The 14,497-nt window shown below is 59.9% G+C and carries 21 protein-coding genes; 6 read left to right on the top strand and 15 right to left on the bottom strand.

Annotated features, from left to right (window positions below; all coding sequences use genetic code 11):
* Nucleotides 1-66: 66 nt before the first annotated feature.
* Nucleotides 67-228: a hypothetical protein gene (locus F0P96_RS20965; protein ID WP_160620208.1), complete on the top strand. Its 162-nt coding sequence runs from the start codon at nucleotides 67-69 to the stop codon at nucleotides 226-228.
* A gap of 15 nt (nucleotides 229-243) precedes the next feature.
* Here F0P96_RS20965 and F0P96_RS10425 read toward each other — a convergent pair whose 3' ends face one another.
* The 12 genes from F0P96_RS10425 to F0P96_RS10370 all read right to left on the bottom strand — a co-directional run bounded on the left by F0P96_RS10425 (nucleotide 244) and on the right by F0P96_RS10370 (nucleotide 5,549).
* The gene (locus tag F0P96_RS10425; protein ID WP_151078796.1) at nucleotides 244-1,086 is read right to left on the bottom strand and encodes a DNA adenine methylase; all 843 of its coding nucleotides are present in this window, start codon (nucleotides 1,084-1,086) and stop codon (nucleotides 244-246) included.
* A gap of 3 nt (nucleotides 1,087-1,089) precedes the next feature.
* The gene (locus tag F0P96_RS10420; RefSeq protein WP_151078795.1) at nucleotides 1,090-1,491 is read right to left on the bottom strand and encodes a hypothetical protein; all 402 of its coding nucleotides are present in this window, start codon (nucleotides 1,489-1,491) and stop codon (nucleotides 1,090-1,092) included.
* Complete coding sequence (locus tag F0P96_RS10415; RefSeq protein ID WP_151078794.1) at nucleotides 1,488-1,682, bottom strand: hypothetical protein; 195 nt, start codon at nucleotides 1,680-1,682, stop codon at nucleotides 1,488-1,490. Before F0P96_RS10415 ends, F0P96_RS10420 begins: the two co-directional genes overlap by 4 nt.
* Nucleotides 1,679-1,900 (bottom strand): hypothetical protein, encoded by a 222-nt coding sequence (locus F0P96_RS10410; RefSeq protein ID WP_151078793.1) that lies wholly within the window; start codon nucleotides 1,898-1,900, stop codon nucleotides 1,679-1,681. Before F0P96_RS10410 ends, F0P96_RS10415 begins: the two co-directional genes overlap by 4 nt.
* The gene (locus F0P96_RS10405; RefSeq protein WP_160620211.1) at nucleotides 1,897-2,637 is read right to left on the bottom strand and encodes a hypothetical protein; all 741 of its coding nucleotides are present in this window, start codon (nucleotides 2,635-2,637) and stop codon (nucleotides 1,897-1,899) included. Before F0P96_RS10405 ends, F0P96_RS10410 begins: the two co-directional genes overlap by 4 nt.
* 146 nt (nucleotides 2,638-2,783) lie before the next feature.
* A complete protein-coding gene (locus F0P96_RS10400) occupies nucleotides 2,784-2,990 on the bottom strand; it encodes a hypothetical protein (RefSeq protein ID WP_151078791.1) in 207 nt (68 codons plus the stop codon).
* Between the two features lie 4 nt (nucleotides 2,991-2,994).
* Complete coding sequence (locus tag F0P96_RS10395) at nucleotides 2,995-3,483, bottom strand: hypothetical protein (protein ID WP_151078790.1); 489 nt, start codon at nucleotides 3,481-3,483, stop codon at nucleotides 2,995-2,997.
* A 13-nt stretch (nucleotides 3,484-3,496) separates the two neighbouring features.
* Nucleotides 3,497-3,949 carry a S24 family peptidase gene (locus F0P96_RS10390; protein ID WP_201743842.1) on the bottom strand — a complete coding sequence of 151 codons (453 nt, stop codon included), beginning with the start codon at nucleotides 3,947-3,949 and terminating at the stop codon, nucleotides 3,497-3,499.
* A 13-nt stretch (nucleotides 3,950-3,962) separates the two neighbouring features.
* The gene (locus F0P96_RS10385) at nucleotides 3,963-4,214 is read right to left on the bottom strand and encodes a hypothetical protein (RefSeq protein ID WP_151078789.1); all 252 of its coding nucleotides are present in this window, start codon (nucleotides 4,212-4,214) and stop codon (nucleotides 3,963-3,965) included.
* A gap of 66 nt (nucleotides 4,215-4,280) precedes the next feature.
* Nucleotides 4,281-4,499, bottom strand: coding sequence for a hypothetical protein (locus F0P96_RS10380; protein ID WP_151078788.1), 219 nt, complete (start codon nucleotides 4,497-4,499; stop codon nucleotides 4,281-4,283).
* A 115-nt stretch (nucleotides 4,500-4,614) separates the two neighbouring features.
* The gene (locus F0P96_RS10375; protein ID WP_151078787.1) at nucleotides 4,615-5,325 is read right to left on the bottom strand and encodes a Rha family transcriptional regulator; all 711 of its coding nucleotides are present in this window, start codon (nucleotides 5,323-5,325) and stop codon (nucleotides 4,615-4,617) included.
* Nucleotides 5,325-5,549, bottom strand: coding sequence for a hypothetical protein (locus tag F0P96_RS10370; RefSeq protein ID WP_151078786.1), 225 nt, complete (start codon nucleotides 5,547-5,549; stop codon nucleotides 5,325-5,327). The genes F0P96_RS10375 and F0P96_RS10370 overlap by 1 nt, the downstream gene beginning before the upstream one ends.
* A gap of 136 nt (nucleotides 5,550-5,685) precedes the next feature.
* On the opposite strand from F0P96_RS10370, the gene F0P96_RS10365 reads away from it, so the two are divergent.
* The 4 genes from F0P96_RS10365 to F0P96_RS10350 all read left to right on the top strand — a co-directional run bounded on the left by F0P96_RS10365 (nucleotide 5,686) and on the right by F0P96_RS10350 (nucleotide 9,935).
* Nucleotides 5,686-6,210, top strand: a complete 525-nt coding sequence (locus F0P96_RS10365) for a helix-turn-helix domain-containing protein (RefSeq protein WP_151078785.1) — start codon at nucleotides 5,686-5,688, stop codon at nucleotides 6,208-6,210.
* 493 nt (nucleotides 6,211-6,703) lie between these two features.
* Nucleotides 6,704-7,654 (top strand): glycosyltransferase family 2 protein, encoded by a 951-nt coding sequence (locus F0P96_RS10360; protein ID WP_151078784.1) that lies wholly within the window; start codon nucleotides 6,704-6,706, stop codon nucleotides 7,652-7,654.
* A gap of 123 nt (nucleotides 7,655-7,777) precedes the next feature.
* Nucleotides 7,778-8,938: an acyltransferase family protein gene (locus F0P96_RS10355; protein ID WP_151078783.1), complete on the top strand. Its 1,161-nt coding sequence runs from the start codon at nucleotides 7,778-7,780 to the stop codon at nucleotides 8,936-8,938.
* A 115-nt stretch (nucleotides 8,939-9,053) separates the two neighbouring features.
* Nucleotides 9,054-9,935: a class I SAM-dependent methyltransferase gene (locus tag F0P96_RS10350; RefSeq protein WP_151078782.1), complete on the top strand. Its 882-nt coding sequence runs from the start codon at nucleotides 9,054-9,056 to the stop codon at nucleotides 9,933-9,935.
* A 45-nt stretch (nucleotides 9,936-9,980) separates the two neighbouring features.
* On the opposite strand, the gene F0P96_RS10345 is transcribed toward F0P96_RS10350, so the two are convergent.
* Together F0P96_RS10345 and F0P96_RS10340 are read right to left on the bottom strand one after the other, a co-directional pair.
* Nucleotides 9,981-11,207 (bottom strand): ABC transporter ATP-binding protein, encoded by a 1,227-nt coding sequence (locus F0P96_RS10345; RefSeq protein ID WP_151078781.1) that lies wholly within the window; start codon nucleotides 11,205-11,207, stop codon nucleotides 9,981-9,983.
* 64 nt (nucleotides 11,208-11,271) lie between these two features.
* On the bottom strand, nucleotides 11,272-12,102 hold the full coding sequence (locus F0P96_RS10340) for an ABC transporter permease (RefSeq protein WP_151078780.1): 831 nt from the start codon (nucleotides 12,100-12,102) through the stop codon (nucleotides 11,272-11,274).
* Between the two features lie 117 nt (nucleotides 12,103-12,219).
* Here F0P96_RS10340 and F0P96_RS10335 point away from each other — a divergent pair, with 117 nt between their 5' ends.
* Nucleotides 12,220-13,242 (top strand): UbiA family prenyltransferase, encoded by a 1,023-nt coding sequence (locus tag F0P96_RS10335; protein ID WP_160620213.1) that lies wholly within the window; start codon nucleotides 12,220-12,222, stop codon nucleotides 13,240-13,242.
* A 28-nt stretch (nucleotides 13,243-13,270) separates the two neighbouring features.
* Here the strand turns inward: F0P96_RS10335 and F0P96_RS20960 are convergent, their stop codons facing one another.
* Nucleotides 13,271-13,912, bottom strand: a complete 642-nt coding sequence (locus tag F0P96_RS20960) for a glycosyltransferase (RefSeq protein ID WP_160620215.1) — start codon at nucleotides 13,910-13,912, stop codon at nucleotides 13,271-13,273.
* Nucleotides 13,913-14,497: the final 585 nt, after the last annotated feature.

Genomic DNA, 14,497 nt, shown 5'->3' with positions numbered 1-14,497 from the left:
CGCTGAACCATGCACCAGACCGTAGTGGCCCGCCCGAAACACATGGCTGACGCCGTGCTTTTTAACATGAAGGTCTCCGCCGAGCTGCGGGACAAAGCCATGATTGCAGCCCAGCGGGACCATTCCGACCTCTCCAAAGAGGTGCGCAAATTCATGGAGCGGTTGGTGCAGGAATCAGAAGCCAAGCACGGCCCCATCACCCTCCCCCCGCCGGCCTCCTCCCACTAGGGGAGCGGCGGCGCGTCAGGCGGCGAGGTGTTCTTTTGCGAAGAGGCCAATGGGTTCCTCGGCCAGCGAGTAGTTCCAGGTCAGGCATTCGGTCTTGCGCTTGCCCGCATTGTGCTTGCCCGATACCGAGAGGTTGGCGTCGATGTCTTGCGTGTGCCAGCCGTGCTGCTTTCGCAGTTCATCCAAGCGCTCATCGGGGTAGCTGCTCATCAGCCACTTGCACTGCAGGGTTGGCAGTATTTCCAGAAGCCGGTCGAACACCTCTACTTTGTCGGTGTAATGCCCGCAGTTGGAACCCTTATAAGGCGGGTCGAGGTACATGAATACATCAGCGCGGTCTTTGGCTTTTATCAAGCCGATAGCATCACGACTGAATACCTCAACCCCTTCCAAGCGCGAAGTGTAGAGCCCGTTGTCGGCTGCAATCTGCAGGCGCTTGCTGTTGACAGTGTTGGTGAACTTGCCACCATCGCTGCGGTTGTGTCCGTGACCAAAGCCGCTGTACAGTTTATTGCTAAAGCTTTGTGCTGTTTGCACCCAGAAGGCCCACGCCCTTTCTACTGAGTCGGCTTCTTCCAAGTCCATTATGGTTTTGGCCCGCCGATGATCCGCTTCGCTGTGCAAGGTGCCGCGAATCATCTGCTGCAATTCCGGAAACCGGGTTTGCAGCACGCGGTAAAAGTTCACCACCCGCCCGTCGATGTCGTTAATGACTTCGTGCGCACTGGGGTTCTTGGCCCAGAACACGGCCGCCCCGCCGCAAAACGGCTCGACGTACTGCGTGTGCTTGGGAATGAGCGGCAGGATTTCAGGCACGAGGCGCTGCTTGCCGCCGTAGTAGGAAATGGGCGTTTTCATCGTCTACAGGCTCATCATCCCACCACCGGGGGCGGGCTTGGGGTTGTGGGCGGGAACGTGCGGGGCGGTGGGCGTCGAGCGTCCGGATGCCAAGTATTGCAGGTAGAGCGCCCGGCGTTGTTCGGGCGTCTCGTACAAGGCCGGCGGCGGCGTGGGCGCGTCGCCGGGCCGCAGCGTCAATTCCTGGTTCAAGGCCGCACACAGCTGGCGGGCGCGCACGTCTTGTCCCACGGCATCGGAATGCGCACTCAAGCACTTGAGCGCGTTCTGCAGTTCGGGCAGCGTGGCCAAGGCCAGCGACTTGCCGTGCCAGCGGGCGAGGGTGCGCCGAACCGGTTCGGGCAAGTGGTCGGGTTTGCGCGCGGCAGCCGAAGCCGCCGCGCCGCGTTGGCGGGAAGTTGTCATACCGAAGTAGCTTGTTCGCGTTTGGCAATGAGGGCTTTTGTGGCAGCCAGGGCGTCGTCCCAGGCATCGGCCGTGTTGGGAGCCATTAAGGCCAGCAGGCGACTTTTGTCGTCGCAGTCCAGCAACGGGTGGTTTAATTCGGCCAGCAGGGCGTCGGCTTGTTCGCCGGTGGGTTTGGAGGGCTGGTTCATAGCAGCGTCCACTTGAGGTGCAGCGCCCAACCCAGCAGCCCGGCCAAGGCCAGCCCCGCCACCCGGTTGCGATGGCGCACCGCGTACAGGCAGGCAAACAGGCCGATGGTCAGGCCCAACCCAACCAGGGCCCCGGCGGCTGCTTTCCAGCTGGTGCCCGGCCGCTCTTCCGTCTCCCATTCGTGGAAGCCGTGTTCGAAGTCGTTGTGCTGGCTCATAGCGAAGCACCTCCCTTCTCTGTGGCTTGCCCGGTGGGGGCGGCGGCGGGTGCTTCGGGCAATTCGGGATACGGCAGCACATATACTACCTCTCCGTACTGCGCCTCGGTGGTAATCAAGAAGGGCCCACCTTCTTCGTCGCCAGGGTGGTAGAAGCCTGCTGGGCCGTGGAAACCGTCGTTGTAGTAAGGGAATATGTAGCGGTGCAGTTTGCCTTTGTAGCGGGTCAGCACCACGTATTCTTCGCCGTTCTCAAGCCAAGTCAATGCTTCGCCAATCGGCACCCACGGCTGCGGCGCTACTACAGGGGAGGCCGCCGACCGAAGGGTGGTATCCGCTGATAGGAACCCCCATATTCTATCCACAACATCAACAGGCACAGGAATATGCGAACTCCCATTATCGGCTTTAACACAAGCCTTTTGCAGGGCTTTGCGCAATGCCTTGGCCTCATCCTGCGTCGTGCCTACACCGGAAGAAGCAGCGGGGGTGGCGGCTTGCAGTTCTTTGATGCGGGCAATGGCGGCGGGAACGAAAGAGCGGGCGGCGGCGACGAAAGCCGCGTTGTCGAATGATTGTTCGGTGCCGTTGCCGTGGCCTTTGTCGCCCCAATGGATGTGAATGCCGTCGTGGTAGTCATTCACCAAAAAGGCGGCGTGTTTGGCGCCGATAAAGCCTTTCTTAGACAACCACGGCCCCGGCGTAGCCTTATCAGCCAACGCCTGCATGTGGTCCAAATTCAAGTCGGGCGCGCCTCCCCCTCCTATAGCGGAAGCGGCCGGCGGGGTCGGGGTGTTCAGGTCTTCGGGGTTCATCGGTGCAAGTCGTTGAGTGTGACCGGCGGCGGAAAGCCGGGGCTTTGTTTGCGTTTGCGGGGTTTCACTTAGGCAGAGGCGGTGGCGGCCAACGCCTGCTGCAGGGCCGCAAGCGAGGGGTAGCCGAATTTTTGAAGGTTGTTGACTTGCCGGCGCGCTTCGAAGGCGGCCACGCCCTCGGGGGAGGCGTAGGAACAAAGCGGCGTCAGGTGGCACCAAATGCGGGTCAGCAGGCGCTGGCCGGCAGCTTCTTGGCATTCGAGGGCGTAGTTCATGGCGTTAGGCAGCGGTGTCGTAGTCCAAATCCAGTTGAATGCGGTCGGCTTCGCGCTGTTCTTCCAGCGCCGCCGCGCGGTGTTCAATCACGCGGCGCAGGTGGGCGGCTAGCCACGCGTACTCCAGCGGGTGCAGCGTCTTGGCGTAGGCCAGCAAGGGGGTGCGCTGCCGCTTTTCGTCGTGCAGCTCGGGGAAGGCGTCGTCTTTGAAGAGGCCCGTCAACGCGCCCCAACTCACCTCGGGCTCCGCGGCGAAGCGGCCGACCGCGCCCAACGCCGCGGCACGGGCGGCCTGCAGGCGGGTGATGAGGGCCTCCCGCTCCCCGTCGGTGGTGTAGCCGGCCGCCGTGCGGCGCGTGGCGTCCATCTTGCGGGGCTGGTGATAGGCCAGCAGCGGATTGGCCAACCAGTAGGCCAACCGCTCGGTGGGCGGCAGGTGGTTGGGGTTGACGCAAAAACGCGGGTCGAGGCAGGCAAGGGAGAGCAGCGACATGGCAGCGGGTGGGTTAGGCGCGCTTCATCGTCGTCACCTGCTTCTGCAAGTCGAGCACGATGCTGGCAAGGCGGTTCAAACTCAGGTCGGCAATCGGGAAGGTGCTGCTGATGTAGCTCTTGGCTTCCCAGATTTCGAGCACGTCTTCTATTTCGACCTCGTAGGGGTCGTACACCGGATTATCGGAGCGCAGCAGCAGGCGGCCGGCCTTGCTCAAGCGGTTGACCACGCGCTTGAATACATGACCTTCTTTCTTGGTCACCACGATGCAGGGCGTGCCGTCCTGCACTTCGTTCCAGTCAGCTATGTACTTGCCAACAATCACCGTTCCGGAGGCAATCGGCAGCATCGAGTCGCCGCTGATTTCAAAGGCCTTGAAGGTGCCCGTTTGTCCCAGCATCGGAAGCCTGAACTTGGGCAGGTCTTCGATGTGTTCGTTGTCGGCGTAACCGTTGAGGTATCCCATGATCGTAGCAGCGTTACAGGGCCTTCTGCCCCTCGTCGTAGTAGTGGGAGAGCGTCATAGTGGGCTGAGCCGCCTGGGTGCGCAGCGCTTTTTCTTCTTGCGTCAGGTCCAGGCCCAGCGCCACCGATGCCGAGACGACCACGGCGCGCACCGTACCCCAAAAGCAGGTGCCGGGCTGGTGCAGCTGGTGGGCCGTGGTGCGCAGGTAGCGGTATTCCGCCGGGTTGACGCGGTTGGTGTCGGGAGTGTGGTTGATGTGTAGCATCTTTGTGGGAGTGAAAGGTTTTTGTGTAGCGGCCCCGTTGTGTCCAGCAGCGGGGCCGCGGTGTGTTTAAAAGGGGAGGTCGTCGAGCAGCAGTCCGTCCGTCGGAAGCGGCCAACCAGCGGCCCGCAACTGCTCTTCCTGAATGGCGGCGCTGCGGTCGATGGCCAGAAAGGCACGCACCTCAGCCGGCTTGAAGTCGCCCGGCAACCCCAAGGCTTCGCCAGCCCGCTCCGCCAGTAGCAGTTTCATGCGGTGCGTAATCGGGGCGGCGGTCTGGTCGCTCATGGCGGGTAGGGAAGAGAGGTGGGGTGTGTTGCTGTTGATGATGCAAGTATACCGAAGTTTCGGTAACATGCAATACGGTGCTAACAATATTTCGTTAGGAGCGGGCAAAAAAATATCAGGCCGCCAACTGCGACGGCTTGAAGCCGAGCCGCATCATGCCGGCAAATACCTGCTTGGCTTGGTTGGTGACGGCTGCGGCTTGTTCAATGTCCGCTCCGCAGCGCACCATCTGATCCGCCAACGACATGGCGCAAGCGGTTTCGGGCTGCGTATGCCGCAATACTTCCTTCGCTGATACCCGTAGCTTGGCGGGCAGCCCGGCCTCCTTGGCGGCCTTTACAATCTCATTCGGGCGTTTGCCGGTGTGCAGCTGGCAGTTCTTGCGGTTGTAGTCGATGACCGAGCCCACGCCGCCAATCAGGTATTGGTGGTTGTTGATGCTCTTGGAGTTGGCCACCTGTACTTCGCGCTGGGTGTGCTCCAGCAGGTTAATTACCGGCGCATCCGTCGATACCTGCCGAAGCTCCGACTCCATCAAGTTGAACCGTTCGATGTAGTCCTGCTTGAACTTCGCGGCCTTTTTGCCGGTGAAGCCCATCACCAAGAAGGCAAACCCGTCTTTGGTCATCATCACGGCCCGCTGGTTGCGGTTGCGGCTATCCTTGTATTCAATCGGCGCAAAATTGAGCCGATTGAATTCGGCGTCACAGCCCAGGCTGTCAAAGGCTTTGAGCACGGCTTTGTGGGATTTGCCGAAGGCTTTGGCGACGCGCAGCGTATCGGTGGCGGCGTTGCCTTTGCGGGTGGGATACACGAGCTGTTCCATTACGCGGCTACTTTGAGGTTGGCAAGTTCTTCCAGGGCGTTCAGCACTTCGTCGTCGTAGCAGCGCACCGGAGTCCGCAATACATTGTAGACGCGCTCGGCACTGATTTCGGGGTGCTGCGAGGTCACCAACAGGGCCGCGTAGCGTTTCAGGCGCGGTTTTACCTGCTCCACGCGATACCGAAATACCGCTTTCTCTTCGGGGGTTTTGAGGGCTTTGGGCATGAATTATCGCCTTTTCGTTTGTACTTCGCCAAAACTTCGGTATTGTTGCATCGTATTACCGATGCTTCGGCAGTAAACATACCAAAGCTGTACGGTAATACCAAAGTTTTGGACACAATCTTAACGACAACTTGCTATGGAACACATAGGCAGTCGCATCAAGAGGTTCAGAGAAGAGATGGGCCTAACCCAAACCGACTTGTTCAAGCGGACGGGCATTAAGCAAACCACTCTATCGAGCATCGAGAGCGGAACAGAACCCAAGGCCGGCGTCATTGCGGCCATGCTGGGCTCCTACCCCACCCTGAACCCCGACTGGTTGCTGACCGGCAACGGCGCCATGTTGCGGGGCTCGGCCCCCGCGGCCCCCTACCCCACCCCGGAAGCCGAGCCCCACGCCTTCACGGCGGAAGAAGCCAGCCTGACGGGCAAGTACATCAAGCAGCTGGAGGAAACCATCGTGTTGCAGAACGCCGTCATTCAGGACTTGCGCGAGGACAAGGAGTATCTCCGAAAGCCTCTAGTGGTCGATGAAACAGCCGGCCCGGCTACCCCGATTTCCATGCGTCCCACGGCCTGCACCACGCCCGAACCCCAAGCCCACATGTGGGTGAGCGGGCGGGGGGAGCAAGCCGACGAGCCGCAGCGGAAAACGGCGTAACGGTCACCGCATCGGTCACTCACGGTTGGGCTCCGGCCGCAACTTGCTGAAACGAAAGACATTACCTAGCCCCCTCAGATTCCCGTCGCGGCTACTTGGAACCGCGTTTCTGCTTCGGAAACGCGGTTCTTCATTTCTCAAAAGACAATTCAGGCAATACAACCTTGTCATTGAAGGCTTGGACTCGACACCAGGAACTCTATTTATTTCAATGGAGATTCTTGCGACTGGTCAGGTTTAAAGCACTAATGGCGTAGCCAAACGGCCCGAATCCTTACGGGGCCTCACGCGCTTGAGTTCGTCTAAGCTCAGTAGCCGAAAATACCATTAACTTTGACCAATACTCTACCCACATCATTTTGGGTGTGTATACCTAGCAACTGATAGCTCTATACTGCCCTCAGGCGGATTTGACACTGGCTTGCTGCGTGAGATGCCTGTGGGTTTTTGTACCTCCTAACCAACTCCTATCTGATTTGTAAGGATACTTCGTATGCAATCCAAACTTGTTTCTATCATTATTCCAACCTATAATCGGGCGCATTTAGTAGCTGATGCTATCAAAAGCGTTTTAGCACAGGACTACCCCTTCAAACAGATTATCGTAGTAGACGATGGGTCAACGGACACCACACGCCAAGTCGTAAGTGCCTTTCCGGAAGTCGAGTACTACCACCAGTCCAACAAAGGGCAAGCCGCTGCTCGCAATTTGGGCCTGCGGCAGTGCCACGGGGAATTCCTCGCCTCGTTGGATTCGGATGATATCTGGAATCCAGATTTTTTGAGCGCGGGCGTTAACCAGTTGCAGAAGCACCAAGCCGACCTCGTATTTATGAACTGGCAGCCCAACAGGGGGCCCAATTCTCTTGAAATTTTCTGTCACTACGTTTCTACTCAACAGCGTTATTTAACCAAGTCTGTTGGCAACTGGTGGCTGCTGAATGCCGCCCAAACAAGGCGTCTGATGATCGAAACATGCCCGGCTCCGTCGTCGGCATTACTCATGCGGCGCAATGCGCTGACTAACGGCTGGAACGAGCAGATGCTGATTGCCGACGATTGGAGCCTGTTGCTGGACCTCGTGCTACAACGGCCCATAACCGCGGCTTTTACGTTGACGCCCCACTGGCAAAAGCGCATACACGATCAAAACATCTACGACGGGCGCGACTATGCCGCCGTAGTACACGAGCTGAGCTTTCATGACGGTCCTCATTTGCTTTTGCATTATCAGCAGCAGCTAACCTGGTCAGAACGGCGGGTCTTTCAACAGCGGCAAGCTTCCAGTCACTTCCGCTATGCCTATCATAGCTACAAGCATCGAGAGAGTCTTAACCTGCTTCGGCACCTGTCGATTGCCTTGTACCTAGCCCCGTTAACGATCAGCCACCGCTTGATTAGCGGAGCTTACCGCTTTGCAAGAAGACGCGCTCCTCTTGCCTGACAGAACTGCACAGGTGGGCACAAGGGTGCTAGCCTAAGCAGGGGCAGTGACGGTAAAAGCGGCCCTGCCATCGGTTTTTCAACCCATCAGGTTACTTGTCAGCTCCCAATAACCAGTTGCCGCGTGCCCCACTCGTATTCCCTACCCCAAGCTGCTTCGACGCAACGCTACTTTCCTGCCCTAACGGGTTTGCGGGCGGTAGCGGCGGGCATGGTCTTCTTTTTCCACGTAGCTGAGCTAACGCCTCCGAGCTATTTGCAAGGCTTTGTCAAGCAATGGTTTATTGGCGTGACCATATTCTTCGTCTTGAGCGGCTTTTTGATTGCCCACCGCTACATGGACTGGGTGACGCTCACGCCGGGTTGGTGGCGGGTGTACCTGCGCAATCGATTTGCCCGCATTTACCCGATTTTCTTCCTGCTGACGGCTGGCGTATTCGTCCAGTATGCGCTTCGACTACCCTATGTCAGTTCTGCGTGGGTAGATACGTACACTTGGAAAGACCGGCTGTTCGTCGTACTGGCCAACCTTACCCTTACCCGCGCTTTTTTCGGCCAGCTGATCCTGGGCGAACTGCCTACTGCCTGGACGCTGACGGTGGAAGAGACGTTCTACCTGTCGGCGCCCCTGCTGCTGTTGCTCGTGCGGCGGCGCGCCATTTTCCTCGTTATCTGGCCCGTGGTAGCTTTGGTAGTGGGCCTGGTGCTGGTCGGTATGCACGTGCAGATATACCGGTTCATGGAATCTACCCGATTCATGATTGGCTTCACCTATTTTGGGCGGGCCACGGACTTTATTATGGGTGTTGCCTTGGCCGTGTGGCTGCGGCGGCAGCCAGCAGGGCGTTCTGTGCGGCGCTGTACGCTTATCGGTAGTCTGGCTATTATCGGTATTATGGCGTGTTCCCAGTATTTGATCGGGGGCATGAACAGCCACCCGACCCAAGCCATCTGGTACGTACCGGCGGGCCTATTGCAGCTGTTGGCCCTGCCGTTTTTCATTGCCGTACTGCTGGCCGGACTGACCGGGGAGCAGAGCCTGTTGCGCCGGGTACTCGAAACCAAAACGGCACACTGGCTGGGTAAAGCCTCCTACGTGTTTTACCTGATTCACGGGGGACCGTACAAAAACGCCTTTACTACCTACGTCACGGACAATACTTGGGTACGGCTGGCGGTGGGTATTGCGGTTTCCCTGGCTCTGTACAAATGGGTAGAGCACCCGCTTAACCAGTTCTTCAGGGCCAAACAGGCCAAGCCTACGCTCATAGCCGTGCCCGCCTGATGGCGGGAAATTCCCCGACACTGGCTGTCATACAGCCGGGCTTTCCCGTTAATTTCTTCGGCTGTATTGCCGCCCGCAGGCGGGCGTATTCCCGCCCGCTGATCAATATTTCAGTATGAAAACCAACGACGTACACCACATCTACGACAGCAGCTACGCCGAAGCCTACGACAACCGTTTCCTGCTGCTACCCCACACGAAAATTAACGTCGATTTTGAGCTGAACCTGATGCGCGCGCAACTTGGCCCCGACAGCCGGTGGCTGGACATTGGCTGCGGCACCGGCTATTTCCTGAGCCAGTTTCCGGGAGTGGCGCGGGCAGGCTTCGACCTCTCGCCGGCCATGCTGGAGCGGGCCGCCGCTACCAGCCCCGACGCGCTGTTTTTTCGGCAGGGTGATTTTCGGCAGGTGGTGCCGGAGTGGCACAGCGCCTGGTCATTGGTGTCGTGCATGTGGGCCGCCTACGCCTACGTCGAGTCGGTGAAGGAGGTAGAACAGGTGGTGGCCAACATGGTGGAATGGACACGCCCCGGCGGCGCCATCTTCATTCCGGTGCTCGACCTTGAGGACCTGCGCAACACTACGGTTACGTATTACGAGGACGACGACTTGTTTAACGGCAGTCTGCTGATAACGGGCAGCAGCTGGACCTGGACCGAGCGCGACACCGGCAAAACCCACGAGAACCTAGTATCGCCGCAAGTGGGGCATTTCGTGCACCTACTAGCCCCGCATTTCGATAGCATTACCGTGGTGCGCTACCCCGAAACCAAGCCAGGCTGGAGTCCGCGTAAGGCGGTACTAGCCACTGGCCGCCGCGCCGTGGCCAACGCCGTGGAACCCGCCCACGTAACGTGGCCCGCCCCCTTGCCGCGCGCCGCCGGTGGGCTACCGTCGGCAGCCTCGCTTTCGCACCAAGAGCTGCTGGCCGAAGTAGGCAACCGCCTGCGGCCCGGCCGACTGCTGCGCGCGCTGCAACGCCGGCTGTTTGCGTAACGCCACGCCGGTCAACGAGCCTCTGGAGATGGCACGGCAGACTCTTTAGTTGTGCCAACTCAGGTTTAGCGTGACCAGCTGCCGCAGCATGGACTGGAAGTTCTTTTCCAGATCAATGCTCCCCTCCACCCGCAACGACACAGGCGCATCTTCCCAGCCTACCAGGGCCAGGGGCTGCTGCGAATGCAACTCGAAAATGGCCGCCTTAACGACGTATTCGCCCGCCGTGAGCGGCAAGTCAACCACGGTGCAGGCTAGCTGGTGGTGGCCGGCCTGCAGGGTCACGGGCTCCAGGCGAAGGCCGCCGGTGACGCAGGTCAGGCCGTCGTTGGTCCACATGTAGAAGGCCCAGCCCACATTTTCAATGGCATGGTGCGCTTCGTATGCCAAGCTCACGCGCAGCGGGCAGCCATTGGTAATGGCGGGCGCGCCCTGTGCTTCAAACTGCAAGCCACGGATGACTACCGGCCGGCTGGCCGAGGCAGTAGGCACTGCGCTGCCGACCTGGCCGGGGGCCTGAAGCTGCGTGGCAAAGTAGCGGTCCAGGGTTTCGAGGCCGGTGCCAGCAAACGTAACCTGCCCGTGCTCCAGCAGCAGCCCGCGCTGGCACACAGCCTGAATGTGGTAAGGATTGTGCGAGACCAGCACGATAGCGCCGCCGCCGGCTAGGTAAGCCAGCATGTGATTGATGCACTTGCGCTGAAAGTCCATGTCGCCCACGGCCAGCACTTCGTCCACCAGCAGCACTTCGGGGCGCAGGTGCACCGTTACGGCGTAAGCCAGCCGCGACACCATGCCGGAGCTGTAAAACTGGACCGGCATCTCCATGGCCTCGCCCAGACCCGCGAAGGCCTCGATGTCGGCCAGCAGGGGGCCTACCTGCGCCCGGGAAAACCCCAGCAATGCCGCGCGCACAAACACGTTTTCGCGGCCGCTCAGAACGGGGTCGAGACCCACGCCCAACTCGATGAGCGCCCCCACCTGGCCCCGGATGTGAATTCGGCCGCCGTCGGGCTTGATGAGGCCGTTGAGGAGCTTGAGCAAGGTGCTTTTGCCGGCACCATTGGCGCCCACGATGGCCAGCGCCTCGCCCGGTCGCAATTCAAATGACACGTCTTGCAGACCCCAGAACTCGTGCGGCCGCAGCCGCGCCTGGCGCCGGGGGCGCCAGGGCAGCACCTCGGCCGCCATGTCGCGCAGCCCGTACCAGAGCGAGGTGCGCAACCTGGCGCAGAACTTTTTGGAAAGTTGGCTGACCGTAATCAGCGGCAAAGGGGCGGAATCAGAAAACAAAGCGGGAACTACGGCGTGAAAGCACAGGAAAAGCCAGCCGAGACTACAGCCGCACTACCAGGTGAGGCTGGGCTAGGCGATACGCTAGCCAGCCCAGCGCCACCCCCATGCTGGCCAGGGCAGCCACCGTCCAGAAGCCCGGAGCGGGGGGCAATGCCCCCAGCAGCAGCCAGTTGCGCGTGGTGGTAAGCAGCGGCGTTACGGGGTTCAGATTGAAATAACGGGCGTAGTGCCCAGGTAGCACATACACCACGGGCGTAATGAGAAACCACAGGTTCACGCCCACGCTCAGCCCGTTGCCGATATCGGAATAAAGCATGCCCAACACGGCTACTCCCCAGCCCAGCGCCAAACCCAGCGCCAGCAGGGCCGCCGCCCCCAGCGGCACCAGCGCCAGGGTAACCCGAAACGGCACCTCAAACCACCACATAGCTACGACCAAAACCGCTAGCCGAATGGCTAAGTTGAACACCACCACGCCCATACCGGCCACCACGAAGGCCTCGTGCGGCACCCGTACTTTCGCCAGCGTGTGCCGCACGGCCGATAGTTGCTGCAATGGCCCGTTGAGGGCTTCTACGAAGCCCTGCCACAAAAACACGCCTGCAAGTACGTACACTGGAAAAGGCACGGCTAAGGCCTGAGTCCGTAGTACCTGCGCCCGGCCTAGCACCGTCCATACCAAGGCCAGCACCAGTGGGGGCAGCAGCAGCCACAGGTAGCCTAGCACACTTTGCCGGTACTGCACCACTAGGTTGCGCACAAAAAGCTGCCAGCCGATGCGAAATACAGCTTTTATATCGGCCAACACGGCCCGCCCGAAGGCGCGAGGCGAAGCCAAGGGCGACTCCGGTGAATAAATTATTTCGGTCATCTGGCAGTAAAGAACGATACTGCCCGGTAGGAAAGCCAGAATGATAGCTCGTAAAGCCCCATCTTGTACCTCTTTTGTTTGCGTATGGCTGTTTTCGTTACGAATTTTTTACGGCGCTTGGCAACCGTTGCCCGCATCACCGAGTGGTGGATCTATAAGTTTGCTCCCATCCTGGCTATTTGCTTTGCCACCGCATTGCTCGCACATCATTCCATCTGGGCAATTTCAGGTCGCCTGCTTTTGTTGCTTCTGGCGCTGACCGTGGCGGCCACCTACGTCAGTCTGCTCAACGACTGGACCGACCGAGCCGATGACTTAGCCGCTGGCAAAGCCAACCGCCTAGCGCGAGCCTCCGTGGGCCGGTTTACCACCTTACTGGGGGTGTGCATCGCCACCGGTGCTGGTTTTATGGTTTATTTCTGGCACGTAGGCCAAGCCGTTTGTTTGCTCTACCTGGGCACCTGGGTTGTGTACACGCTCTACTCGCTACCGCCTTTCCGCCTCAAAGGGCGGGGGCTGGCCGGGGTACTGGCCGACGCGGCCGGGGCGCATTTTTTTCCGCAGCTACTGGCTACGGCCTTGGTTGTTTGCTGGACGCAGCAGCCCTGGCCACCGCTGTGGCTGGCCACGGTGGGTATCTGGGCCCTGGCCAGCGGCTTGCGCAACATCATCTGGCATCAGCTGAGCGACGCGGTCAACGATGCGCAAGTGGGCCTGAGCACCTTCGTGACCCGCAATGGAACCCGGCGGGCACGCCTGCTGGCCGAATGGTTTCTGTTTCCTCTCGAAGTACTGGCCTTACTTACCTTGCTGTTCTGGGCAGGACACGTGGCCCCGGTCGTAGCGTTGGGCCTGTATGGTGGCTTGGTGCTGGTGCGGAAGCGGGGCTGGAAAATGACCTTGGTTATTGCGCAGCCGGGCCCTAATCAGCATATTCTGCTCAATGAGTTTTACGAGGTTTTCTACCCGGTGGCCCTGCTGCTGACGGCTTGCTACTACTACCCTACCGACGTCCTAGCGCTGGCCGGGTACATCGTGCTGTTTGGCTATTCGACGCTGCCAAAGCTCCGCGTTATGCGCGACGCGGCCAATTACGTGAAGCACGGCCTCCTCGCCCGGCTACCTCGCGTACCTAGTTAGTAAAAAAGGCCGAAGTTGCTGCCGGCTGCTACCCGCCTGTTAGCTGCTCGGGCACTGCAGCCAAAAGCTGGGTAACGAAAGCGTCCACGGGGTCGGCGGGCACCAGGGTGCGGATGCGGCGGGCGGCCTCGGCCCCGATGGCCTCCCATTCGTGGCGGCGCGCCCAGGCCCGTTCCATGGCTTCGTCCAAGGCGGCTACAGTTGGAGCCGCCGCCAGAAAGCCCGTCAGGTTGTCTTCCAGCACTTCCGCAATGCCCCCCACATTGGTGGCAATGGCGGGGCGCCCGCACAGCATGGCCTCGACCAGAGCCAGCGGCAGGCCCTCACTGCGCGAAGGCATGATGAGGGCCTGGTGCCGTGCCCAAATGCCCGCAACATCAGCCACATGCCCGCCAAAACTGACGTTTGTGACACCCCGTAGGCCTGCCATCTGGGCAATACCGGCTTGGTCGAAGCCAGAGCCGTAAAACGTTACCCTTACGGACCTGGCTTGCCAGTGAGGCAGGGCCAGCACCCGCAGCAGCACATCCTGGCCTTTATCAAAGAAAAACAACCGCGCTACGCAGGCCAGTTCCAGCGGAGTTTCGTCCGGCGGGTTTGGGTAGGGCACAGAAACCGCAAACGGTACGTTGTAGGGGTTGGCCATGACCACGCCGTGGGGCAAGGACATACCCAACTGGTCTTCGGTGCAAGCTAAGTTGTGGCGCGACACAAAGAAGCAGCGACGGGCAGCCTGGTACACACGCTGCGAGATTTCCCGGTTAGGGCCCCATGGGAAAAAGAACTCGACGGCCTTCTGGGCTATGAGTATGTAGGGGTGACCGTGGTCGGCACACGTTTCGGCCAAGTGGATACCATCAAAATTGGACCCTTGCGAAACCACTGTCAGGTGCGGCAGGAAGCGACGTAAGTTATCCGCCAGTATTTTTTTTTCCAGGTCACTGCTCGAGAATTGCTGTGTGGCTGGCTTAAGGCGATTGAGCAAGCGCCGGGGCAATGCCGGGGCCGCACTCAAGTTTCGCAGGGTACAACCACTCTCGCGTAGCTCCTCCACCTTGGGGTGGGTCGGGTCGAGGAAGGTTTTAAGTGCTAACACTTCGTAACCGGCCGTGGCCAGTGTGTGTGCGGCCCGAGCCCAAAGTTCTTCGCTACCGCCCCATGCCTCTGGACACGAGCTTACGAATGCCACCCGCAAACGCGGCGGTATCGGTTTTTCCATAAAATCAGAATCAATACAAAGCGCAAGTTAACCAGA

This window comes from Hymenobacter busanensis, assembly GCF_008727865.1.
GTDB classification, from domain to species: Bacteria; Bacteroidota; Bacteroidia; order Cytophagales; family Hymenobacteraceae; genus Solirubrum; species Solirubrum busanense.
Note: the sequence above shows the minus strand (reverse complement) of the source record. Positions and strands in the feature narration are given on the sequence as shown.